Genomic DNA, 19993 nt, shown 5'->3' on the forward strand with positions numbered 1-19993 from the left:
TAGTATACCGAGTTCCCTACAAAAAGAATTATAAAGAAAAAAAGCCGGGTAGAAAACTGTTTTCATAACGTTTTGTGCCTGAGCAAAGCGAAAGGAATGGATATAAAAATGGAAGAAAAGAAAACATTACTCACTTATGCAGGATTAAAAGCGCTGGAAGAAGAGTTGGAAAATTTAAAGGTGGTAAGACGTAAAGAAGTGGCTGCAAAGATCAAAGAAGCAAGAGAGCAGGGCGACTTATCAGAAAACGCAGAATACGATGCAGCAAAAGATGAACAGCGTGATATTGAAGCCCGTATTGAAGAGATTGAGAAAATCTTGAAAAATGCAGAGGTTGTTGTAGAAGATGAAGTAGACTTTGACAAAATCAACGTAGGCTGCACTGTTTCATTATATGACGTAGAATTTGAGGAAGAAGTAGAATACAAAATCGTAGGTTCTACAGAGGCAAACAGCCTTGCAGGTAAGATTTCGAATGAGTCTCCGCTTGGAAAAGCATTGATTGGCAAAAAAGTGGGAGATAAAGTAGAGGTAGAAGCTCAGGCTGGTATTATCGAGTACGAAGTGCTGAAAATCGACAGAAGCGTATAAGAATAGGAGAGAAGAGACATGGCTGAACAAAAGAATGTACAAGAACAAGATATTAATCAATTGAGAAAAGTGCGCCGTGAGAAATTTGCAGATTTGCAGGCAAATGGAAAAGATCCATTCCAGATTACAAAATATGATGCAGATGCACACAGCCAGGAGATCAAAGATAACTTTGAGACAATGGAAGGGAAAAAAGTGTCCATAGCAGGACGTATCATGTCTAAGCGTGTGATGGGAAAAGCTTCATTCTGTAATGTGCAGGATTTACAGGGAAATATTCAGTCTTATGTTGCAAGAGACTGTGTTGGAGAAGAAGAATATAAAGATTTCAAGAAAATGGATATCGGTGATATTGTGGGAATTAAAGGTGATGTATTCCGCACAAAGATGGGTGAGATTTCGATCCATGCAGAGGAAGTGACATTGCTTGCAAAGAGTTTGCAGATTCTTCCGGAGAAATTCCACGGATTGACAAACACAGATTTACGTTACCGTCAAAGATATGTGGATTTGATTATGAATCCGGATGTAAAAGATACATTTGTTAAACGTTCTAAAATTTTGGCTTCTATTAGAAGATATTTAGACGGACAGGGATTCATGGAAGTTGAGACACCGATGCTGGTAGCAAATGCCGGTGGTGCAGCGGCAAGACCGTTTGAGACACACTTCAATGCTTTAAATGAAGATCTCAAACTTCGTATTTCTTTGGAATTGTATTTGAAGAGATTGATTGTCGGCGGATTGGAACGCGTTTATGAAATTGGACGAGTATTCCGTAACGAAGGTTTGGATACAAGACATAATCCGGAATTTACATTGATGGAGTTATATCAGGCATATACAGACTACAACGGAATGATGGATCTGACAGAGAACTTATACCGCTATGTGGCACAGGAAGTGCTTGGAACAACAACAATCACTTACAATGGGGTAGAGATGGATCTTGGAAAACCATTTGAGAGAATCACAATGGTAGACGCTGTAAAGAAATATGCAGGTGTTGATTTTGATGAGATTCACACATTGGAAGAAGCAAGAGCAGCTGCAAAAGAACATCACGTAGAATTTGAAGAACGTCACAAAAAAGGTGATATTCTTGCGTTATTCTTCGAAGAATTTGCAGAGGAGCACTTGATTCAGCCAACATTTGTAATGGATCATCCAATCGAGATTTCTCCACTTACAAAGAAAAAACCAGAGAATCCAGAATACACAGAACGTTTCGAGTTCTTTATGAATGGATGGGAAATGGCAAATGCGTACTCAGAGCTGAATGACCCAATCGACCAGAGAGAACGTTTCAAAGCGCAGGAAGAATTGCTTGCTCAGGGTGACGAAGAGGCGAACACAACAGACGAAGATTTCTTGAACGCACTTGAAATCGGTATGCCGCCAACAGGAGGTATCGGATTCGGAATCGACAGAATGTGTATGCTGTTGACAGACAGCGCAGCAATCCGTGATGTGTTATTATTCCCGACAATGAAGTCACAGGGCGCTGCGAAGAACGAAGCAAATAATGCAACACAGGTAAAAACAGAAGAAAAACCAGCAGAAAAAATTGATTTTTCTAATGTGAAGATTGAACCGCTTTTTGAAGAAACAGTTGACTTTGATACTTTTAGCAAGTCAGATTTTCGTGCAGTAAAAATTGAAGCATGTGAGGCAGTTCCAAAAAGTAAGAAGTTATTGAAGTTCACTTTGAATGACGGAACAGACCGCAAACGCACGATTTTAAGCGGTATTCACGAATATTATGAACCAGAAACACTGGTCGGAAAAACAGCGATTGCTATTGTTAATTTACCACCAAGAAAGATGATGGGAATTGATTCTGAGGGTATGCTGATTTCAGCAGTACATGAGGAAGATGGTAGAGAGGGATTAAATCTACTGATGGTAGATGATAGAATTCCAGCAGGTGCAAAGCTGTATTAAAAATCTAATATAAGATTTAAAAATATAGGCTTTTTGGTATGGAGTACGACAAGAGTACGACAAATTGAACCTCCTTAATGGGCTAAAATAAATGATTTTAAATAGTCCGATAAGAACCAAAGCAATATTTTTGTACTATGAGGACACTTTTCTAAGAGAAATTTTAGAGAAGTGTCTTTTTTGTTATGGTCAAGAATTTCAAAATGGAGGGAAAAACATGAACAACACAGCGTTAAGAGCAGAGAAAGAAATCACAAACACAATTATCTTCAGAAACGAGAAACACAAAGACTTTTATCAAACCTATATGAAAAAATGCCGCCGTCAAGATGTGTATCACAAAGCCCTGATTTATTGTCTTGGGATTAGTGAAGATACAAGAGTCAATATAGATCGTATTTACGATTTGAGAACAGGATATGTAAAAACAGAATGCCTTCAAGAAGGGTGGCAGACCAGTGGAAGCGTAAGGATTGTCCGTATGGCTTTTAATTTATACTGTAACGGGACGCCAAGCGTATATGACTATGAAAGTGAAGATGGAAAATTACAGGAGTATGCAGGATATACACCGGAAGAATTATTTTGCTGTGGGTATGCGAGATACTTTTGGGAGGCAATCAAAATTCGTTATCCGGAATATTGCTTTTAGAGGAGAAGAAGCATGTTAAAAGTCAGAGTTCAGGGAACAAAATCAGATATTCGATGGTTTCGGGAAAAGTTGGAGCAGCACCCTCAGATAGCGGTGCTGCAGGTATCTGACCTGTTTTCCAATAAAGGAACTACAAAATATTTTCGTATGTATGCAGAGATAGAAGAAAAGAAAGGCGGAAGATAAGTATGTGTAAAGTAATCGCAATCGCAAATCAAAAAGGTGGAGTCGGAAAGACAACAACTTGTGTCAATTTAGGGATTGGCTTAGCAAGAGAAGGTAAAAGAGTTCTTTTAATAGAAGCCGACGCACAGGGAAGTATGGCTGCAAGTTTAGGGATACAGGAGCCGGACGAGTTGGAAGTTACTTTAGTAACAATCATGGAAAAAGTAATCAATGATGAAGATGTTGAACCAAATGAGGGGATTATCTGGCATGATGAAGGCATTGCCTTTATTCCGGCAAATATTGAACTGGCAGGATTAGAAACTGCGCTGGTGAATGTGATGAGCAGAGAAATGATATTAAAACAATATCTTGATACGGTAAAGGCAGAGTATGACTATATTCTGATTGATTGTATGCCGTCACTGGGAATGATCACAATCAATGCGCTGGTAGCGTCGGATTATGTGTTGATCCCGGTAGAAGCAGCGTATCTTCCGGTAAAAGGACTTCAGCAGTTGATTAAAACGATTGGGAGAGTACACAGAAAATTAAATCCCCAGCTTTCTATTATGGGAATTTTATTTACAAAGGTTGACCGAAGGACAAATTTTGCAAGAGATATAGCCAAACAAATCCGGCAGGTATATGGAACAAGAGTACATATTTTTAAGAATTGTATTCCTCTGTCTGTTCGGGCTGCAGAAACAACAGCAGAAGGAAAGAGTATTTATCTGCATGATCCGAAAGGGATAGTAGCAAAAGGATATATTTCTCTGACAGAGGAGGTGCTTGCACATGAGGAGTAAGAGCGCAGAAAAAGTAAAACTTTCTTCTTTTGATGATTTGTTTGGTAAGGAAGAAACAGTAAGTGGTGAGGTAGTCACTTCTGTTCCGATTGATTTGCTGCACCCATTTAAAAATCACCCGTTTCATGTGCAGGACGATGAAAAAATGGAAGAAACCGTAGAGAGCGTCAAGCAATATGGGATTTTGATGCCGGGGATCGTCCGCCCTTATCCAGATGGCGGATATGAGGTAGTAGCAGGACACCGCAGGTGGAGAGCATGTGAACTTGCCGGGTTAGAGGAAATGCCTGTCATTATTCGGGATATAGATGATGATACTGCGACGGTGATTATGGTGGATACTAATATCCAAAGAGAGGATATTCTGCCAAGTGAAAAAGCCTTTGCTTATAAAATGAAGTATGAGGCACTGAAACATCAGGGAAGTAAAGGGGAAAAATATACTGCTGAAATGGTCGGAGAAACTGCAGGTGACAGCGGAAGAACCGTTCAGAGGTATATTCGTCTGGCAAATTTGATTGGCGGATTGTTAGACCTTGTTGATGTGAAGAAAGTTCCTATGATTGTAGGAGAAAAACTATCTTATCTTACAAGGGAAGAACAGGAGCTTGTTTTGGAGGCAGTGAGAAATTGTGAAATTATGCCAACAGCGGCACAGGCAGAAGCAATCAAGATGTTTAGTGAAGAGAAAAAACTGGACGGAAATGCCATATATGGACTGTTATTAAAAAAGAAAAATAGCGGGAATGGAGTGACGATTTCAGCGAAGAAAATCAGCAGTTATTTTCCACCTGCATATACAAAACAAGAGATAGAGAATGTAATTTATACCTTGCTGGAAGAATGGAAAAATGGCAGAGAGGAGGAATTGGAGCATGGAAAAGATACAATTTGATTATTATAGGGGAATGGAGGCAGAGCAGTACAGTTTTTACCGTGTTCCTAAAATTCTGTTCACTGCAGAATGCTTTAAAGAACTTTCCTGTGAAGCAAAAATACTCTACGGTCTATTATTAGACCGTATGAGCCTCAGTATGAAAAATCATTGGCTGGACGAAGAAGAACGGGTATATATTATTTTTACCGTAGAAGAAATTGCAGAGTTATTAAACTGCGGAACGCAAAAAGCGGTAAAACTGCTGAAAGAACTGGACAGTGAAAAAGGGATTGGATTGATTGAAAAAAAGCGGTTGGGACTTGGCAGACCAAATGTAATTTATGTAAAGAATTTCTTGGTTCAGAAAAATGATGAAGAAAATAGTGATACATCAGATTTGCAGAATTGTGAAAATCACAATTCAGGAGTTGTGAAAACCACAATTCAAGAGTTTCCAAAATCACAATTCAAGAATGATGAAAATCACAATTCAGAAGATGCGGAACCCATAGACATAGAAACAGAACGGTTGGAAAAGGCGCCATATTTGAGTGATGGGAAGGAAATTTTAGAAAATATGGAGATAAAAATGCAGGGAAATGAGGGGATTGGGGAAGAAAGCTTCCAGAATTGTGAAAATCACAATTCAAGAGTTGTGAAAACCACAATTCAGGAATATCCAAAATCACAATTCAAGAATGATGAAAATCACAATTCAGGAGTTGTGAAAACCACAATTCAAGAATGTCCAAAATCACAATCTAATAATACTGATATTAACAAGACAGAGAATAATGAAACAGAGAGTAGTAGTATCCTATCAAATCTTATCTGTCCGGAAAAAGAAAAAACGATAGATGAGATTGAGCAGAGGAATACATACCGGGAAATAATTCGGGAAAACATTTCGTATGAGTGTTTCCGGAATGATACCCCACATGCAAGAGAAGAAGTTGATGAGTTGGTGGAATTGATGGTAGAGGTTATGGTAATGCCGGATCAGGGAAAAATCCGAATTGCCGGAGAAGATAAATTAGTATCACTGGTAAAAAGCCAGTTTATGAAATTGACACATGCCCATATTGAGTATGTCTGTCTTTGCCTGAATAAAAATACAACGAAAGTCGGAAACATTAAGTCCTATCTTTTAACAGCACTTTATAATTCCGTTTTGACAATCAATCATTACTATCAGGCAGAAGTAAACCATGATTTATACGGAGGAGGATGGGGAAAATGAGGCAGGAAATTTTTTGCCGTATGATTTTTGTGACAGAGGTGTTATTGTGGACAGTGATTTTTTATCCATTTTGTGTAGAAGGAGGGAATTGTGATTATTTAAAGTTATGGCTACTGGTAGGGATTCCTTTTGGAATCCGTAAGATGCAGATATGGATTGTTCCACGAAATAGAGATGTGGGAAGTACGATTGCCATGTTGGTGTTTCAAATGCTGATTGGAGGCATAATAGGGGGAGTTGTATTAGTGTGGAAACTTTTTTTATTGTTTGTTTTTATGGTATTACAACTTTATAAAGCAATAAAAAAGTTGATAAAGTAGAAGATGATAAACGTTGATTATGTTTGGCAGCCTGAAAATGGCTGCCTTTTTGCGTTTTGGAACTTTACGACATCATGGCGCAAGGTGAGATTTTGGAGAAGAAGGAGGGACTATTTTGGGGAACCGGGCAGTATCACAGGAGTTAATCATCTTAGGAAATCGTATTCGGGAGTATCGGAAGGAAAGAGGATTTTCACAGGAAATTCTTGCTGAGAAATCCGGTGTCAGTACCAATACAATCAGCCGTATTGAAGGGGGACAGATGGCAATGTCAGTGGGAATTTTACAAAAAATTGTAAAAGCTCTTGGGGTAGATGCAAATACGCTGCTTGGAGTAAGCACAGAGGTAAATGAAACAAAGATATGGGTATCTGCATTTTCCAGCAGAGTGCAGGAATTGAAGGAAAATGAGCAGGAGATTTTAAAGCATACCATGAATGCCTTGATCGAAAGTATGGAGAAAAACCGTTTAAAAATTTCTACGGATAAGAGTAGTCAGGTTCTACACACCCGTTGAGGAAAATAGTAAGCGAAACTGTTGCACTAAGCGTAAGAAATCCAGTAAGTGAGAAACAGAGGGTTATGGAAGGTTCCAGTCCCGTTAAAAAAAACGGGTATGTCTGGGGCTGCTTTCTATTGCCTTAACACACATTCAATCTGGTATTTCTGGCTGCCCGTTGAAAGGTGGTCAGGATATGCTTACATTAGCAGAATTAAAACATTTCATGCCGATTCCAGTTCTGGAAGAAAATTACCCAACTGCAAAGTATTTAAAAACACATGGCACAATATTTGTGTCAAAAAGCATTGCTACGAATGTAAAAATTTCCGTTTATCAAAATGGATATGCCCTTTATGAAATATCTGGTCTTGCAACGGTATTTCCTATTTGGGATTGTCAGAATTATCGCTATGAGATGGAACAAAATGAAATTTCAGAGCAATGGTTTGAAAAAGAGGCTTGGTATCTTCGCTTAATTTTAGAGGGTGAAGATCGTATCAATCGAAATCTGGAAACAAGGCAACAGAGAAAGAGCATTTCTTATAGTGCAGTTTCAGAAGAATGGGGAGTTTTGGGTTCTTTAGAAGCAACTGTTTTGGAAACAGCGATAAGGAAAGAAATGATACAGGAATTATTTGGATTACTGACAGAGCGGCAGAAAGAAGTAGTTTTCGAGTATTTTTGGGAGCAGAAATCTCAAAGTGAAATTGCAGAAAAACTCGGTGTTTCTCATGCCGCCGTATCAAAAATCCTGACAAGAGCAGTCACACGGCTTCGTAAAAAATGTATGGAATGGAAAGAGGCTGTATAAGAGGAGGAGAAACTGAATGCGAGGGAAAAAGCCAAAAGAGAGAAAAAGCTATGTATTGAGAATGCCCGACGGTTCACTGATTGAGGTGACCAGAGAAGTATACTTAGAATGGTATCAGTCCAGACGAAAAGAAAGATACCAGATGGAAAGGCAGAAGAAACAAGGGGTGTGTAGTTTAGAGGCACTGAATGGATATGGAGATTTGGAAGAAGAAAAATATGATACAGAGGAAACGGTACTTTGTAAGTTGTATGAAGCAAAAGTACGGGAAGGAATAGCCCGGTTGGCAAAGGAAGATGCCCGTTTGATTTATTTGCTATTTTTTGAAGAAGTGACAATCAAAGATGCAGCTCAAATTATGGGGTGTAGCCGGAAAACTATTTATAATCGAAGAAAACGTATTTTGTCAGAACTGCAATCTATTCTGCATGATTTAGGAATTGTAGGCGGTGCTTTTTAAAAAACTATGATTATTCTCTTTCATAGATCTGAATTATAGACTATAATAAAATAAAAATTTTAAATTTGTACAGGAGAGAAATATGTCATTGATTGAAGTTTTATTATCGTCGGCAGTCATAGTTGCAGTAATACAATATTTTCAGGGTGAAAAGAACAATAAATTGCAATATATTACAGAAGAACGAGCAAAATGGAGAAAAGAAATAAAAGAGATAATTACAGAAATAGGGATAGCAGACTTTCAAACAATAGAAAAGTGTTTGACGGATTTGGGAAAAAACTTAAATGCGTATGGTTATTGTCCAGAGGGTAGGTATGAAAATGACAAGCTTGATTTTTTAAAAGATGAACATATATGGAGAGAAATGGACATAATTCAAAAAGCAGTAAATGAACATAATATGCCTAATTTCGAAAAGTCAAAAAAGAATTTAATACACTATCTGTTTTTATTATTAAAGTTTGATTGGGAACGATCTAAGCAAGAGATAAAAGGTGAAAAAGCAATTCCAATTTCTATTGTTTCATTTGGAATGGGAGTAATAGTTTGTGTGTTTTCTAGATTTCCTTTAAAGAGTATTCAAGAAAATCTAATCAATATTTTCATTTTTATAATAGCGTTTTCATTGCTTTATATATTGTTATGGGTAATATACGGAATAGAAAGAATGCAAATTTTAAGAGCAAAAGAGTGGTATTCGAAGATGGACAAAGTGACTTTAAGTTTCATTTTAGTTGGCATAGAACTAGGAGCTATGCTGATTTTAGCATGGAAGTGGGAAAATTTTGAAATGGTATTTTTGTTTGTGGCAATCGCTGTTTTACTTGTTCCATGTTTAATTATATCAAATCAAGACATGTATCGAAAATATGATGAAAATGTGAGAAAAATTTTAGAGAGAGAAAACTAGAAACAATAAGCCTGCAGGTTATTTAAAAAAACTTGCAGGCTTATTTATTATAGTAATAAAAGTTTGATAATTTAGAGAATAGAGCCTCTTGTAAATGCTTATCACTATAATCAATCATATTAAATTTCTAATATTTATTCTTCTGAATGGTTAAAAAATCCCTTTTCTAATATGCGATTAGTGAAGGGATAACACAAATCTTAAAAAAATCCCTTTTTTGTACCTTGAAAATTGAATTGCCTGTCCAAAGTGATACCGGATATTGAGTGGGCATTCTGCCTGCCTTATCAGAGAAAACGCTGCGAAAGGAAATTTGGAGTAGGAACGGATTTGGAAAGAGAACAGGCAGGACTTAGAGAAGGGAGTGAGTTGGAAAAAAGAAATAAAATACATAGTATCAGTAAAATATAGAAAAGAGGCAGAGAAAAGTATGAAAAAAACAGTAAAAAGAATTTTCTCAGGTGTACTTTCGGCACTTACAATCTTAACCTCTGTTGTGCAGCCGATGACAGCGTATGCAGGAGAAACAAATCCAAAATCTTATGAAATGGAATATCCTGCGCTGGAACAGGTAAAAACGCAGCTTCAGGAAGATGAGATTGTAACTGTGCAGGATTATGAAGTGGAAAAAGGCAGTGACTTTGATATAAAGACAGATTTTTCCGGCATGAAGTTTCATTCTGATAAAGTCAAAGTGAGATTTTATGAAGCGAAGAATCAGAAGGGACAGGAGTTTCATATAGACCATGCGGACACTTATCAGGCAGTATATTTTGTAGAGCCGGTTCGGGAGGCACCGAGTTATCATGTGATTAGAAATATTACAGTTACCGAGCGTAAAGAAAAAGAAAATCCGTCACCGTCAAAAGAGCATGGAAAACAGGAGAAAAATTCAGAAGAGGAAGAAGAAGCATCGCAAAAAGAGGAACAGATTTTAACAGAAGATGAATTTTCACAGGCACTTGAGGAAAGCAAGAAACAGGATACTTATGATGAAGAATCCGGGTTAGGTCTTTACGATGTGATGGCACAGGCAGAGGAACAGGAGATTGATCTTTTTCAGATGAAAGAAGGAGAAACAGTTACTTTTGTAGCAAATGCTTCCGATCAGGCAGTAAGGGCAACACAGACAGTTACAATCACAAAAGGTCCGTTATATCGTTATCAGGATTATGATCTGGGTACTTATGTGACAGAGCCTTATTTTATTTCTTATGGAAATGTCCATGCCACCGCTTATTGTATCCAGCCGTCTTTACCGGGACCGGGAACAGGCACTTATACAATTACAAAAATTGAGGATAATCAGGCACTTGCAAAGGTCTGCTATTATGGGACAGAAGCGGCAGGAAAAGAAAGTTATTTTGCAAAACATCATAGTGATTTTTCAGAAGGAAAGCGGTTTATTCTTACGCATATAGCGGCAGCGTATGCCTATGGAAGTGCAGATGCCTTTTATGGGGCAAATGAAACAGCAAAATCTTTGGCAATGGAAATCTATAATTATTGTGTAGGAAAGCCGGAAATTCCAGAGGTTTCCATGTCTTTTTCTAACAATCATGTGAAGGCATTTCAGGAAGGGCAGGAACAGCGGACAGAGGATATTACATTTACTGCAGATTCTTTGCAGTCCATTACTATGCAGCTTCCAAAAGGAGTTGTATTTCATAACCTTACAACTGGAAAAAACAGCGCTGCCGGAGCAAAGGTAACACTTTCGGGTGGAACGAAGTTTTATTTAAGTGCGCCGCTTACACAGACAGAAGATGTGGAAGGTTCTTGGACAGCAACCATGCAGGGAAGTATTACAAAGGATTACTCTGCATATAAACTGACAACAAATGACAGTGTGCAGGATTTGGCATTTGTATTTGGAGAAGGAGTGGAACAGGAACAGTACGTTGAATTTTCTGTAGAGTGGCTGAAAAATGCGAAAATAGAACTTGTTAAAAAAGATCAGGGCAGTCAGAAGAAAATGGAAGGAGCGGTATATGGTGTATATCGTGATGAAGATTGCACAGATTTGATTGTAGAAATGCCTGCAACGGATAAAAAAGGTGCTTCCAGTGTTACCATAGAAAAGACACAGGATACCGTTTACTTAAAAGAAATCTCCGCACCACAGGGATATGTGCTGGATACAAAATCCTATGGCGTGAAATTGGAAGTAGGAAAGACGGTACAGATAGAAGTTACGGATCAGGAGCAGCTAGCTTCTTTAACCGTTTATAAAGAAGGAGAAGTTTTGACAGGCGCAGAGGTTACGGAAGAAGGGGTGACCTTTTCTTATACAAAAGAGAAACAAGAAGGTGCTGTGTATGATGTTTATGCAGAAAAAGAGGTTGTCCGGGCAGATGGAACAGTTGCTTATAAAAAAGGTGCTGTGGTGAAAAAAGGACTAAAAACAGGAGAAGATGGAAGTGTTACACTTTCAGAACTTCCTCTTGGTACTTATAAAGTAGTGGAAGTAAAAGCACCTGAAAATTTTGTATGCAAGGGAGAAGCCCAGACAGTTACCTTGTCCTATGCAGGACAGAATGAAGAAGTTGTTTTTGAAACCGTAACATTTGTAAATGACAGGCAGAAAGCAAGTGTGTCCGTAAGAAAAGAGGATCAGGACACGGAAAACCCACTGGCAGGTGGCATTTACGGATTATATACGGCAGAAGACGTCTATGGAAAGTCTGGAAAACTGCTGGTAGAAAAAGATACTTTGATTGAAAAAGTTATGACGGGAGAAAATGGAACAGCCAGTTATCAGGCAGACCTTCCCATTGGATATACTTACTATATCAAAGAATTGCAGGCACCTGCTCAGTATGTAAAAAATGAAACCGAGAAGTTTTCTTTTCATTTTCAGTATGTAGAGGGAGAAGAACAATGTTCCTTTTCTCATACGTTTCAAAATGAGAGGGTAAAGGCAGAAATTGTTTTGGAAAAAGAAGATGCTGAAACTGGAAAAATACCACAGGGAGATGCGTCTTTAAAAGGGGCTGTATATGGACTGTATGCCCGTGAAAATATCGTGCATCCAGATGGGAAAACCGGAGTTTTGTATCAAAAGGACGAACAGGTAGCGACTTTAAAAACCGATGATACAGGCAAAGCAGAAGTAAAGGACTTGTATTTAGGAAATTATTATATCAAAGAGATTACTCCTCCGGCGGGTTATCTGCTAGATGAAACGGAGCATGATGTGGTATGCGATGCTGAAGGTGATACCGTTGCTATTGTGAAGAGAAGCTGCAATGTAAAGGAACAGGTAAAGAAACAGCCATTTCAGTTAATTAAAGCCGGAAACAATGGAAACACAGATGCAGAACTTTTAAAAGGAGCAGGTTTTCAGGCATATCTGGAATCTTCTTTAAAGAAAAAAGAAGATGGAAGCTATGATTTTGCTTCTGCAATTCCCGTAGTAATTGGCGAAAACGGAGCAACAGAATTATTTACAGATGAAAGAGGGTATGCTTGCAGTATTCCGCTTCCGTATGGAACGTATGTGGTCAGGGAAACAACAACACCACCCAATTATAAACCCGTAAAAGATTTTATTGTCCGAATTACAGAGCATAAGCCGGATACACCACAGATCTGGAGAGTTCTTCTGGATAAAGAGTTTGAGGCAAAGTTAAAAATCGTAAAAAAGGACGATGAAAGTAAAAAGCCTGTACTGAAAAAGGGGACAGAGTTTAAGGTATATGATTTGGACAGAAAAAAATATGTGGAACAGGCTACCACCTATCCCACAACGGTAGTGCATAAGTCTTATTTTACAGATGAAACCGGGTATTTAATTCTTCCGCAGAATTTGGACGCAGGACATTACCGTATTGAGGAAGTTACAGCACCAGACGGCTATACTCTGAATGAAAATTATTATGAGGTTTCCGTAGCTTCTGATACAGCATATCAGATGGACAGTATTTCAGGAGATGTCATTATTGAAGTGGTATATGAAAATCACCCGGTAAAAGGCGAATTGCAGATTGTAAAAAAGGGAGAAATCTTAGAAGATTTTGATAAAGACTTTTCTTATCAGGAAATCAATCTTTCCGGTGCAGTTTTTGATTTGTATGCGGCAGAGGATATTTATACTGCAGATGCTCAGAAGGACGAGCAGGGAAACCGTATATTGGAATACGCAGAGGGGACGAAAGTTGCTACCCTGACAACAGATCAAGAAGGAAAAGCAAGTGTGTCAGATTTACCACTTGGAACGTATGAGTTGGTAGAGATCACAGCACCCGAAGGATTTGTGAAAAATCCAGAGCCGCAGAAAGTGACATTCAAATATGAAGATCAGAATACTCCTGTAATTGAGCAGGAAGTCCTGTTAAAAAATGAACGTCAGAAAGCAAAAATTTCCGTAGTAAAGCGAGATGCAGAAACAAAAAAAGAAATAAAAGGTGCAGTCTTTGGATTGTATGCGAAAGAAGATATTCAGGTGGGAAATCAGACTTTAGTAAAAGCGGATACACTGATTGGGAAAGCAGAAACAGGGGAAGATGGAAAGGCGACATTTTCTTTTGATCTGCCATTTGGAAAATATTATGTGAAGGAACTGGAAGCGCCAGCGGGCTATGTATCTTCGGAGCAAGTGCTGGATGTCGATTTTTCCTATCAGGGACAGGAAATTGATGTGGTAGAACTTACATCAGAATTTTTAAATCAACCGACAAAAGTTTCCATTACTAAAGTTGATACTGCAACAGGAGTCGAACTTTCCGGGGCAACCCTTATGGTACTTGATAAAGATGGAGAAATTGTAGACAGTTGGAAATCGGTCAAAGGGGAAGCACATGTCATTCGTGGACTACAAGTTGGAGAAACGTATACTTTAAGAGAGGAAACTGCCCCGTATGGTTATCTGAGGGCAGAGGAAGTTTCCTTTACTGTGAAAGACACGGAGGAAATTCAGAAAGTGGAAATGAAAGATGATGTGCCGACGGGAAGTATTCTGATTAACAAAAAAGGTGAATTTTTAGAAAAGGTATCAGTCTTTGAGCAGATTGGAGGCTGGATTTCCCATGTATTTGAATACCTGTCAGGCTCATTGAAAGAAGTTACTTTTGCAGTGTATGCGAGGGAAGATATTCCGGCGGCAGATGGGGAAAGCAAGGATTATTATAAAAAAGATGAATTGGTAGCGGAGATTACCACAGATCACGCAGGTGTTGCAAGAATTTCCGGTTTGCCACTTGGAAAATACTATGTAAAGGAAAAGGAAACAGCACATGGATTTGTACTGGATCAGGAAGCCAGAGAAATTGACCTGTTGTATCGTGATCAGGAAACAGCAGAAATTACATATTCCACAGACTGGCAGAATAAACGCCAGAAAGCAGAAGTGACTGTGTGGAAGAAAGAAAAAGATGCAGACCGTATGCTGCAAGGTGCAGTATTTGCCCTTTGTGTCAAGGAAGATATAAAAAATGCACAGGGAAACGTAATCATGAAGGCAGATACCGTCATTGAGGAACAGGCAACAAATGCACAGGGAATGCTGCGTTTCGAGGCAGATTTACCAGTGGGATATACTTATTATATCAAAGAAACAGCTCCGGCACCGGGCTTTTCTATGACCGGAGAGAGAAAAGAATTTACTTTTGATCCAGAAAACAGTGAGGAAGCGTGTGTATCTTATGAATTTACTTTTGAGAATGTACCGACAGTGGTAGAATTTACGAAAACTTCTCTGACAGATGGAAAAGAGGTAGAAGGTGCAAAACTTCAGGTAAAAGATGAGCAGGGAAAGGTTATTGACGAATGGGTTTCTGTAAAAGAACCACATATTATTAAAGAATTGGTGGCAGGGCATACGTATGTGCTGGAAGAAACACTTCCGGCAGATGGTTATGTAACAGCAGAAAGTATCTCTTTTACTGTTGAAGATACAGGAGAAGTCCAGAAAGTGGAAATGAAAGATGATATTACGAAAGTCGAAATTTCTAAAACGGACATTTCAGGAAAAGAGCTTCCCGGCGCAAAATTAACGATTTTGGATCAGGAAGGAAATGAAGTAGAAAGATGGACGTCTGGTGAGAAAGCTCACTATATCGAGATGCTTCCAATTGGAAAGTATACGCTTCATGAAGTGTCTGCACCGGACGGGTATCTGGTAGCAGAAGATATTATTTTTGAGGTAAAAGATACAGGGGAAATCCAGAAGGTTGTGATGAAAGATGAGAGGAAGCCTTCTGAAAATGTGGAACAGCCACAGGAATCAAAACCGACAGGAAATGCCCCCAAAACAGGAGATACCAGCCATGTAGAATTGTGGGTGCTGTTATCTGCAATGGCAGTGTTACTGGCAGGTTCTTCTTATTACTGGATTAAGAAAAGGAAAAAATAACATGGGAGTTTCCCATAACTGGAAAGGCGGTCACGGAAAAGCTGTGGCTGCCTCTTTTTAAAGGAGCAGAAAACATGGTAGGAAAAATAATTTTTGGAGTTGCTGTTATTTTGACATTTGGCTTATATTGTTGTGTCTGTGTAGGTGGTCAGGCGGATCGCCAGATGGAAGAAATGTTGCAAAAGAAAAGGAAGGATCAGGAAAATGGAGAAAGCGGATAAGAGAAAATACGCAGAGGACAAACCTTTGGTGTGTGAGAACTGCTATTTTTGGAGCAGACGAAAAAATGGCTGCACCAGAAAACAGTGCTATTATCTTCTCCCAAAACAGCCAGAGAAAGATACGAAAAAAGCAGGACAATGTGTGGGTTGCCCTTATGGAAAACATTCTCCTTGTATTGGATACTGTTTGCAGAAAATTTTACAGGACATGAGAAAGAAGAAATCAGGAAAGGAAGAAACAGCCTATGCAGGACGAAGTCAATGAGAAAGTTGTGTCCCTGTGTATTCGTGGAGGAAAAATTTCTGCACAGATTTTAAAAAGTGCATTATTAAAAACTTTGACAAAGCTGGAACAGCAGAAATCCCAAAGGAAGCAAAAGAAAGGGGTATCTAAGGAAGAAAAAAATTTGGCAGTTTATAAAGGAAAACAAAGCATGGAGAAACTCAAGGAGCAGAACTGTGAACTTTCCAACATTGAGATTACAGACGGAAATATTAAATCCTTTGAAAAGTATGCCAGAAAATATAATGTGGACTATTGCCTGAAAAAAGACCGTTCTTCCGAACCGCCCCGTTATTATGTGTTTTTTAAAGCCAGAGATGTAGATTCTATGACCGCAGCATTTAAGGAATATACAGGCTGGAGCATGAAGAAAAGTAAAAAAATATCGATACGGAAAAAACTTTCCAAAGTAAAAGAAAGGCAGGCACAGCAGCGAGAAAGGCAGAAAACAAAGAGGAAGGAGAGGGATACTGCACGATAAAAAAGAAAAAACAGAAAAGAGAAAATCCATTCCAAAAAGTATGGAAAAAACTGTGGCAGGATATAAGTGGAACACTGTCAGAAGTAGATAGAAAGAAGCTGTTTCTTACTAACCTGCCCTATGTGTTTGTATTTTATGCAGTAAATAAACTGGCATGGCTTTATCGGTATTGTCAGGGAAATTCCCTACTGGAACGATTGAGTGTTTTGGTGCTGCATATATCACTGGCATTTGAAAATATATTGCCAAGTCCGGTATTTTCTGATATAGGAGTGGGACTTGCAGGTGCAGTTTTATTAAAAGGGATTGTCTATGTGAAAGGTAAGAATGCAAAGAAGTTCCGTCAGGGAGTGGAATATGGTTCTGCCCGCTGGGGGACAGCAAAGGATATTGCACCTTTTATGGATTCTGTATTTGAAAACAATATCATTCTGACACAGACAGAAAGACTTACCATGAACAGCCGCCCGAAAAAACCAAAGTATGCCAGAAATAAAAATGTCATGATTATTGGTGGCTCCGGTTCAGGTAAGACGAGATTTTATGTGAAACCCAATTTAATGCAGATGACACCAAATGTCAGTTATGTAGTGACTGATCCGAAAGGAACGATCTTGGTGGAATGTGGAAAGATGCTGCAAAAAGGGACACCAAAAATGAAAGATGGAAAGCCGGTACTGGATAAAAAGGGGAAAGTAATCTACGAACCGTACAAAATTAAGGTTTTAAATACAATCAACTTCAAAAAGAGTATGCACTATAACCCGTTTCGTTATATACGCAGTGAAAAAGATATTTTGAAACTGGTCAATACAATCATTGCCAATACAAAAGGTGATGGGGAAAAATCAGGAGAAGATTTCTGGATAAAAGCGGAGCGATTGCTGTATTGTGCTTTAATTGGGTATATCTATTACGAAGCGCCGGAAGAAGAACAGAATTTTTCCACGCTTTTGGAATTTATCAATGCTTCTGAGGCAAGAGAAGATGATGAAGAATTTAAAAATGCAGTTGATGAACTGTTTGAGGAACTGGAAAAGGAAAAACCAGAGCATTTTGCAGTCAGACAATACAAGAAATATAAGCTGGCTGCCGGAAAGACTGCGAAATCTATTCTGATTTCCTGTGGGGCAAGGCTGGCACCATTTGATATTGCAGAACTGCGGGAACTGACTTCTTATGATGAGCTGGAATTGGATATGCTGGGAGATCAGAGAACTGCAATGTTTGTTATTATTTCTGATACGGACGATACATTTAATTTCCTTGTGGCAATTATGTATACGCAGCTTTTTAATTTGCTGTGTGACAGAGCAGATGATGTACATGGAGGACGTTTACCTTACCATGTGAGATTGTTATTAGATGAGTTTGCCAATATCGGGCAAATTCCCAAATTTGATAAGCTGATTGCAACGATACGAAGCAGGGAAATTTCTGCTTCGATTATTTTACAGTCCCAGAGTCAGTTAAAGACCATTTATAAAGATGCCGCAGAAACCATTTTAGGGAATTGCGATACCATGTTATTTTTAGGAGGAAAAGAAGGAAGCACTTTAAAGGAAATATCAGAAACATTAGGAAAGGAAACCATAGACCTTTATAATACTTCCGATACCCGTGGACAAAGCCGATCCTATGGACTGAATTATCAGAAGACTGGAAAAGATATGCCATAATTCATGGTGACGAGTTCAGTTGCCTTGAATAACAGATGAACAGGGACACGATCAACTGGATTCGGATAAAACGAAAACAGGAGGTCGCTATGGAGAAATTGAAAAAGCATATCCATGATGACAGTAACGGTCTGGACTATGTTCTGGTCGGAGACTACTATATTCCAGACTTACAGCTGCCGGAGGAAAGCCGCCCAATCGGACGGTGGGGACGGATGCACAGGGAATATCTGCAAGAGTATTGTCCCGACCGGTACAATGAATTGCTTCTGTCTGGAAAGCTGTGGACATATCTTGCCGATCTGGATGAGCAGGCACAGAACCGTCTGGATTGTATCATTGCCCAGATAAAAGAAACAGAGGGAGTCACGGAGGAATTGAAAGCAAAAGACCAGCTTGCATGGGTCGGTCACATGAACAGCATACGCCACCGGGCAGAGGAAGTCATTCGGTCTGAGATGATTTTCGTCTGAGAAGGTGGAAAAACTGAGGCCATTCACTTTTATAGTGGATGGCCTTTTTGCTACCTGCGCTTTTTCTTTTTTGGCATATAATACGGCTGTGACTTGGCTTTTCCCCGCATATTGTTTGGGTTTTTAAGCAGTTTGGACAGGCTCAGTATCCGCAGAAAAGCCGAAAAGTCCTCGGATGAAATTTTTTCAAAAGGAATCTGCATTTTATCACAGAACTCATGGATCATAGCTTCTGTGTCGGTTCCCATCTGTATGGCCTGTTCAAAATTCTCTTTGACCTCATCCAGTGTTGGCTGTGGGTCGGCTGTGGTCTTGTCTTTCAAATGGGCTTCCCGTATATCCCGGACAATGCTGTCCAGATCATCATGAAGGATATGGCTGTAAAAATCGTTCTCCTGTACCTGACCCAATTCCAGCGTCCGCATATACAGATCATTTTCTCCCGGTGCGTGTTCTTTCAGAATGGTCTGCCGGGTAGCTTCCAGAATCAGATTCATCTGGTTCACTCGCATATCAGCGATCTGGTCAATAAAGATTTCCATATCAACCATCAGCCGCAAAAAATTTGGATGAGTCGCCAGTTCACAAAGCAGGCGGTTGTTGATCTTTCCGCTGCTCAAAAGTTCCACCATAGCGTCACTCAGATGCAGAGCTTGAAGCTCCGTGTTTGGGTGATTTTTATTTTCTGACACACCCATCAGATAATCAGTGGACACACCGTAAAACTTTGCCAGTGTCGCAATCGCAAATGGGCTGATGTCTTTGTAGTCATCGCTCTCATATTTTCCCAGTGCCGACTTAGACAGGCCGGTCTGTTCTGCCAGCTGTTCCAGCGTCAGGTGCTTATCCACCACCCGCAGGTCTTTGAGCCGTTCCGGGATCGACAGTTTTGTGTACATCAAAGCACCTCCTTGCCAACGGTTTTTGTTTTCCATTATAGCACATTTCCGAGAGCGTGGAAATATGCGGTTTTCGTGTGATTTTCCTGCGTCTTGGACATACGGGAGCAGCCCTCTTTTTTCGGTAAACTGGTTCTTGTCAGGAGACATAGAACCTTGAAAAATGAATGACCGACTGCAAGGGGGATGACCTCCGGGGAAGTGACGCCACGATAAGAGCGCACCAAAGAGGACAATACGCTGGGAGAGAATCCGGGCAGGAATATTTTGCAGACAGACCGGCAGACAGAAAAATAAACGATGCGGGACATACCGCATCAA

General features: G+C 39.3%; 18 protein-coding genes and 1 pseudogene. 18 read left to right on the forward strand and 1 reads right to left on the reverse strand.

What is annotated here, in order from left to right; genetic code table 11:
* Window positions 1-108: 108 nt before the first annotated feature.
* From greA to ACTQXY_RS09725, 18 genes and pseudogenes are all read left to right on the forward strand, one after another.
* Window positions 109-591, forward strand: a complete 483-nt coding sequence (gene greA, locus ACTQXY_RS09640; protein WP_441659285.1) for a transcription elongation factor GreA — start codon at window positions 109-111, stop codon at window positions 589-591.
* Window positions 592-609: 18 nt separating this feature from the next.
* The gene (gene lysS, locus ACTQXY_RS09645) at window positions 610-2535 is read left to right on the forward strand and encodes a lysine--tRNA ligase (RefSeq protein ID WP_441659286.1); all 1926 of its coding nucleotides are present in this window, start codon (window positions 610-612) and stop codon (window positions 2533-2535) included.
* A gap of 217 nt (window positions 2536-2752) precedes the next feature.
* A complete protein-coding gene (locus tag ACTQXY_RS09650; protein WP_118014152.1) occupies window positions 2753-3187 on the forward strand; it encodes a DUF6075 family protein in 435 nt (144 codons plus the stop codon).
* A 12-nt stretch (window positions 3188-3199) separates the two neighbouring features.
* On the forward strand, window positions 3200-3373 hold the full coding sequence (locus ACTQXY_RS09655) for a hypothetical protein (protein ID WP_004611644.1): 174 nt from the start codon (window positions 3200-3202) through the stop codon (window positions 3371-3373).
* 2 nt (window positions 3374-3375) lie between these two features.
* Window positions 3376-4161: an AAA family ATPase gene (locus tag ACTQXY_RS09660; protein ID WP_441659287.1), complete on the forward strand. Its 786-nt coding sequence runs from the start codon at window positions 3376-3378 to the stop codon at window positions 4159-4161.
* Window positions 4151-5056, forward strand: coding sequence for a ParB/RepB/Spo0J family partition protein (locus ACTQXY_RS09665; RefSeq protein WP_441659288.1), 906 nt, complete (start codon window positions 4151-4153; stop codon window positions 5054-5056). The genes ACTQXY_RS09660 and ACTQXY_RS09665 overlap by 11 nt, the downstream gene beginning before the upstream one ends.
* Complete coding sequence (locus ACTQXY_RS09670; RefSeq protein WP_441659289.1) at window positions 5037-6278, forward strand: replication initiator protein A; 1242 nt, start codon at window positions 5037-5039, stop codon at window positions 6276-6278. The genes ACTQXY_RS09665 and ACTQXY_RS09670 overlap by 20 nt, the downstream gene beginning before the upstream one ends.
* The gene (locus ACTQXY_RS09675) at window positions 6275-6598 is read left to right on the forward strand and encodes a DUF6050 family protein (protein ID WP_441659290.1); all 324 of its coding nucleotides are present in this window, start codon (window positions 6275-6277) and stop codon (window positions 6596-6598) included. Before ACTQXY_RS09670 ends, ACTQXY_RS09675 begins: the two co-directional genes overlap by 4 nt.
* A 115-nt stretch (window positions 6599-6713) precedes the next feature.
* Window positions 6714-7115, forward strand: coding sequence for a helix-turn-helix domain-containing protein (locus ACTQXY_RS09680; protein ID WP_441659291.1), 402 nt, complete (start codon window positions 6714-6716; stop codon window positions 7113-7115).
* A 178-nt stretch (window positions 7116-7293) separates the two neighbouring features.
* Window positions 7294-7911: a sigma-70 family RNA polymerase sigma factor gene (locus ACTQXY_RS09685; protein WP_441659292.1), complete on the forward strand. Its 618-nt coding sequence runs from the start codon at window positions 7294-7296 to the stop codon at window positions 7909-7911.
* A 16-nt stretch (window positions 7912-7927) separates the two neighbouring features.
* Window positions 7928-8371: a sigma factor-like helix-turn-helix DNA-binding protein gene (locus tag ACTQXY_RS09690; protein ID WP_441659293.1), complete on the forward strand. Its 444-nt coding sequence runs from the start codon at window positions 7928-7930 to the stop codon at window positions 8369-8371.
* 82 nt (window positions 8372-8453) lie between these two features.
* Window positions 8454-9284 (forward strand): hypothetical protein, encoded by an 831-nt coding sequence (locus ACTQXY_RS09695; protein ID WP_441659294.1) that lies wholly within the window; start codon window positions 8454-8456, stop codon window positions 9282-9284.
* A gap of 430 nt (window positions 9285-9714) precedes the next feature.
* Window positions 9715-15636, forward strand: a complete 5922-nt coding sequence (locus ACTQXY_RS09700; protein ID WP_441659295.1) for a SpaA isopeptide-forming pilin-related protein — start codon at window positions 9715-9717, stop codon at window positions 15634-15636.
* Between the two features lie 74 nt (window positions 15637-15710).
* Window positions 15711-15857, forward strand: coding sequence for a hypothetical protein (locus ACTQXY_RS09705; protein WP_186292040.1), 147 nt, complete (start codon window positions 15711-15713; stop codon window positions 15855-15857).
* Window positions 15841-16122: a hypothetical protein gene (locus ACTQXY_RS09710; protein WP_270651286.1), complete on the forward strand. Its 282-nt coding sequence runs from the start codon at window positions 15841-15843 to the stop codon at window positions 16120-16122. Before ACTQXY_RS09705 ends, ACTQXY_RS09710 begins: the two co-directional genes overlap by 17 nt.
* A complete protein-coding gene (locus tag ACTQXY_RS09715) occupies window positions 16103-16621 on the forward strand; it encodes a PcfB family protein (protein ID WP_270651285.1) in 519 nt (172 codons plus the stop codon). The genes ACTQXY_RS09710 and ACTQXY_RS09715 overlap by 20 nt, the downstream gene beginning before the upstream one ends.
* 50 nt (window positions 16622-16671) lie before the next feature.
* Window positions 16672-18294, forward strand: a pseudogene (locus tag ACTQXY_RS09720) (VirD4-like conjugal transfer protein, CD1115 family); the annotation flags it as partial.
* 95 nt (window positions 18295-18389) lie between these two features.
* Window positions 18390-18773 (forward strand): TnpV protein, encoded by a 384-nt coding sequence (locus tag ACTQXY_RS09725; protein ID WP_002593334.1) that lies wholly within the window; start codon window positions 18390-18392, stop codon window positions 18771-18773.
* Window positions 18774-18823: 50 nt separating this feature from the next.
* Here ACTQXY_RS09725 and ACTQXY_RS09730 read toward each other — a convergent pair whose 3' ends face one another.
* Window positions 18824-19672: a helix-turn-helix domain-containing protein gene (locus ACTQXY_RS09730; protein ID WP_002594259.1), complete on the reverse strand. Its 849-nt coding sequence runs from the start codon at window positions 19670-19672 to the stop codon at window positions 18824-18826.
* Between the last annotated feature and the right edge of the window lie 321 nt (window positions 19673-19993).

Source organism: Faecalimonas sp. LCP19S3_D12, from assembly GCF_052121495.1.
Taxonomy (GTDB): Bacteria; Bacillota; Clostridia; order Lachnospirales; family Lachnospiraceae; genus Faecalimonas.

Excerpts from the sequence above, each read along its gene's own strand:
- lysS (WP_441659286.1), top strand. The coding sequence starts at position 610 with ATGGCTGAACAAAAGAATGTACAAGAACAAGATATTAATCAATTGAGA.
- ACTQXY_RS09715 (WP_270651285.1), top strand. The coding sequence starts at position 16,103 with ATGCAGGACGAAGTCAATGAGAAAGTTGTGTCCCTGTGTATTCGTGGA.
- ACTQXY_RS09705 (WP_186292040.1), top strand. The coding sequence starts at position 15,711 with ATGGTAGGAAAAATAATTTTTGGAGTTGCTGTTATTTTGACATTTGGC.
- ACTQXY_RS09710 (WP_270651286.1), top strand. The coding sequence starts at position 15,841 with ATGGAGAAAGCGGATAAGAGAAAATACGCAGAGGACAAACCTTTGGTG.
- ACTQXY_RS09675 (WP_441659290.1), top strand. The coding sequence starts at position 6,275 with ATGAGGCAGGAAATTTTTTGCCGTATGATTTTTGTGACAGAGGTGTTA.
- ACTQXY_RS09695 (WP_441659294.1), top strand. The coding sequence starts at position 8,454 with ATGTCATTGATTGAAGTTTTATTATCGTCGGCAGTCATAGTTGCAGTA.
- ACTQXY_RS09650 (WP_118014152.1), top strand. The coding sequence starts at position 2,753 with ATGAACAACACAGCGTTAAGAGCAGAGAAAGAAATCACAAACACAATT.
- ACTQXY_RS09725 (WP_002593334.1), top strand. The coding sequence starts at position 18,390 with ATGGAGAAATTGAAAAAGCATATCCATGATGACAGTAACGGTCTGGAC.
- ACTQXY_RS09690 (WP_441659293.1), top strand. The coding sequence starts at position 7,928 with ATGCGAGGGAAAAAGCCAAAAGAGAGAAAAAGCTATGTATTGAGAATG.
- ACTQXY_RS09670 (WP_441659289.1), top strand. The coding sequence starts at position 5,037 with ATGGAAAAGATACAATTTGATTATTATAGGGGAATGGAGGCAGAGCAG.
- ACTQXY_RS09665 (WP_441659288.1), top strand. The coding sequence starts at position 4,151 with ATGAGGAGTAAGAGCGCAGAAAAAGTAAAACTTTCTTCTTTTGATGAT.
- ACTQXY_RS09660 (WP_441659287.1), top strand. The coding sequence starts at position 3,376 with ATGTGTAAAGTAATCGCAATCGCAAATCAAAAAGGTGGAGTCGGAAAG.
- ACTQXY_RS09730 (WP_002594259.1), bottom strand. The coding sequence starts at position 19,672 with ATGTACACAAAACTGTCGATCCCGGAACGGCTCAAAGACCTGCGGGTG.
- ACTQXY_RS09685 (WP_441659292.1), top strand. The coding sequence starts at position 7,294 with ATGCTTACATTAGCAGAATTAAAACATTTCATGCCGATTCCAGTTCTG.
- ACTQXY_RS09655 (WP_004611644.1), top strand. The coding sequence starts at position 3,200 with ATGTTAAAAGTCAGAGTTCAGGGAACAAAATCAGATATTCGATGGTTT.
- ACTQXY_RS09700 (WP_441659295.1), top strand. The coding sequence starts at position 9,715 with ATGAAAAAAACAGTAAAAAGAATTTTCTCAGGTGTACTTTCGGCACTT.
- greA (WP_441659285.1), top strand. The coding sequence starts at position 109 with ATGGAAGAAAAGAAAACATTACTCACTTATGCAGGATTAAAAGCGCTG.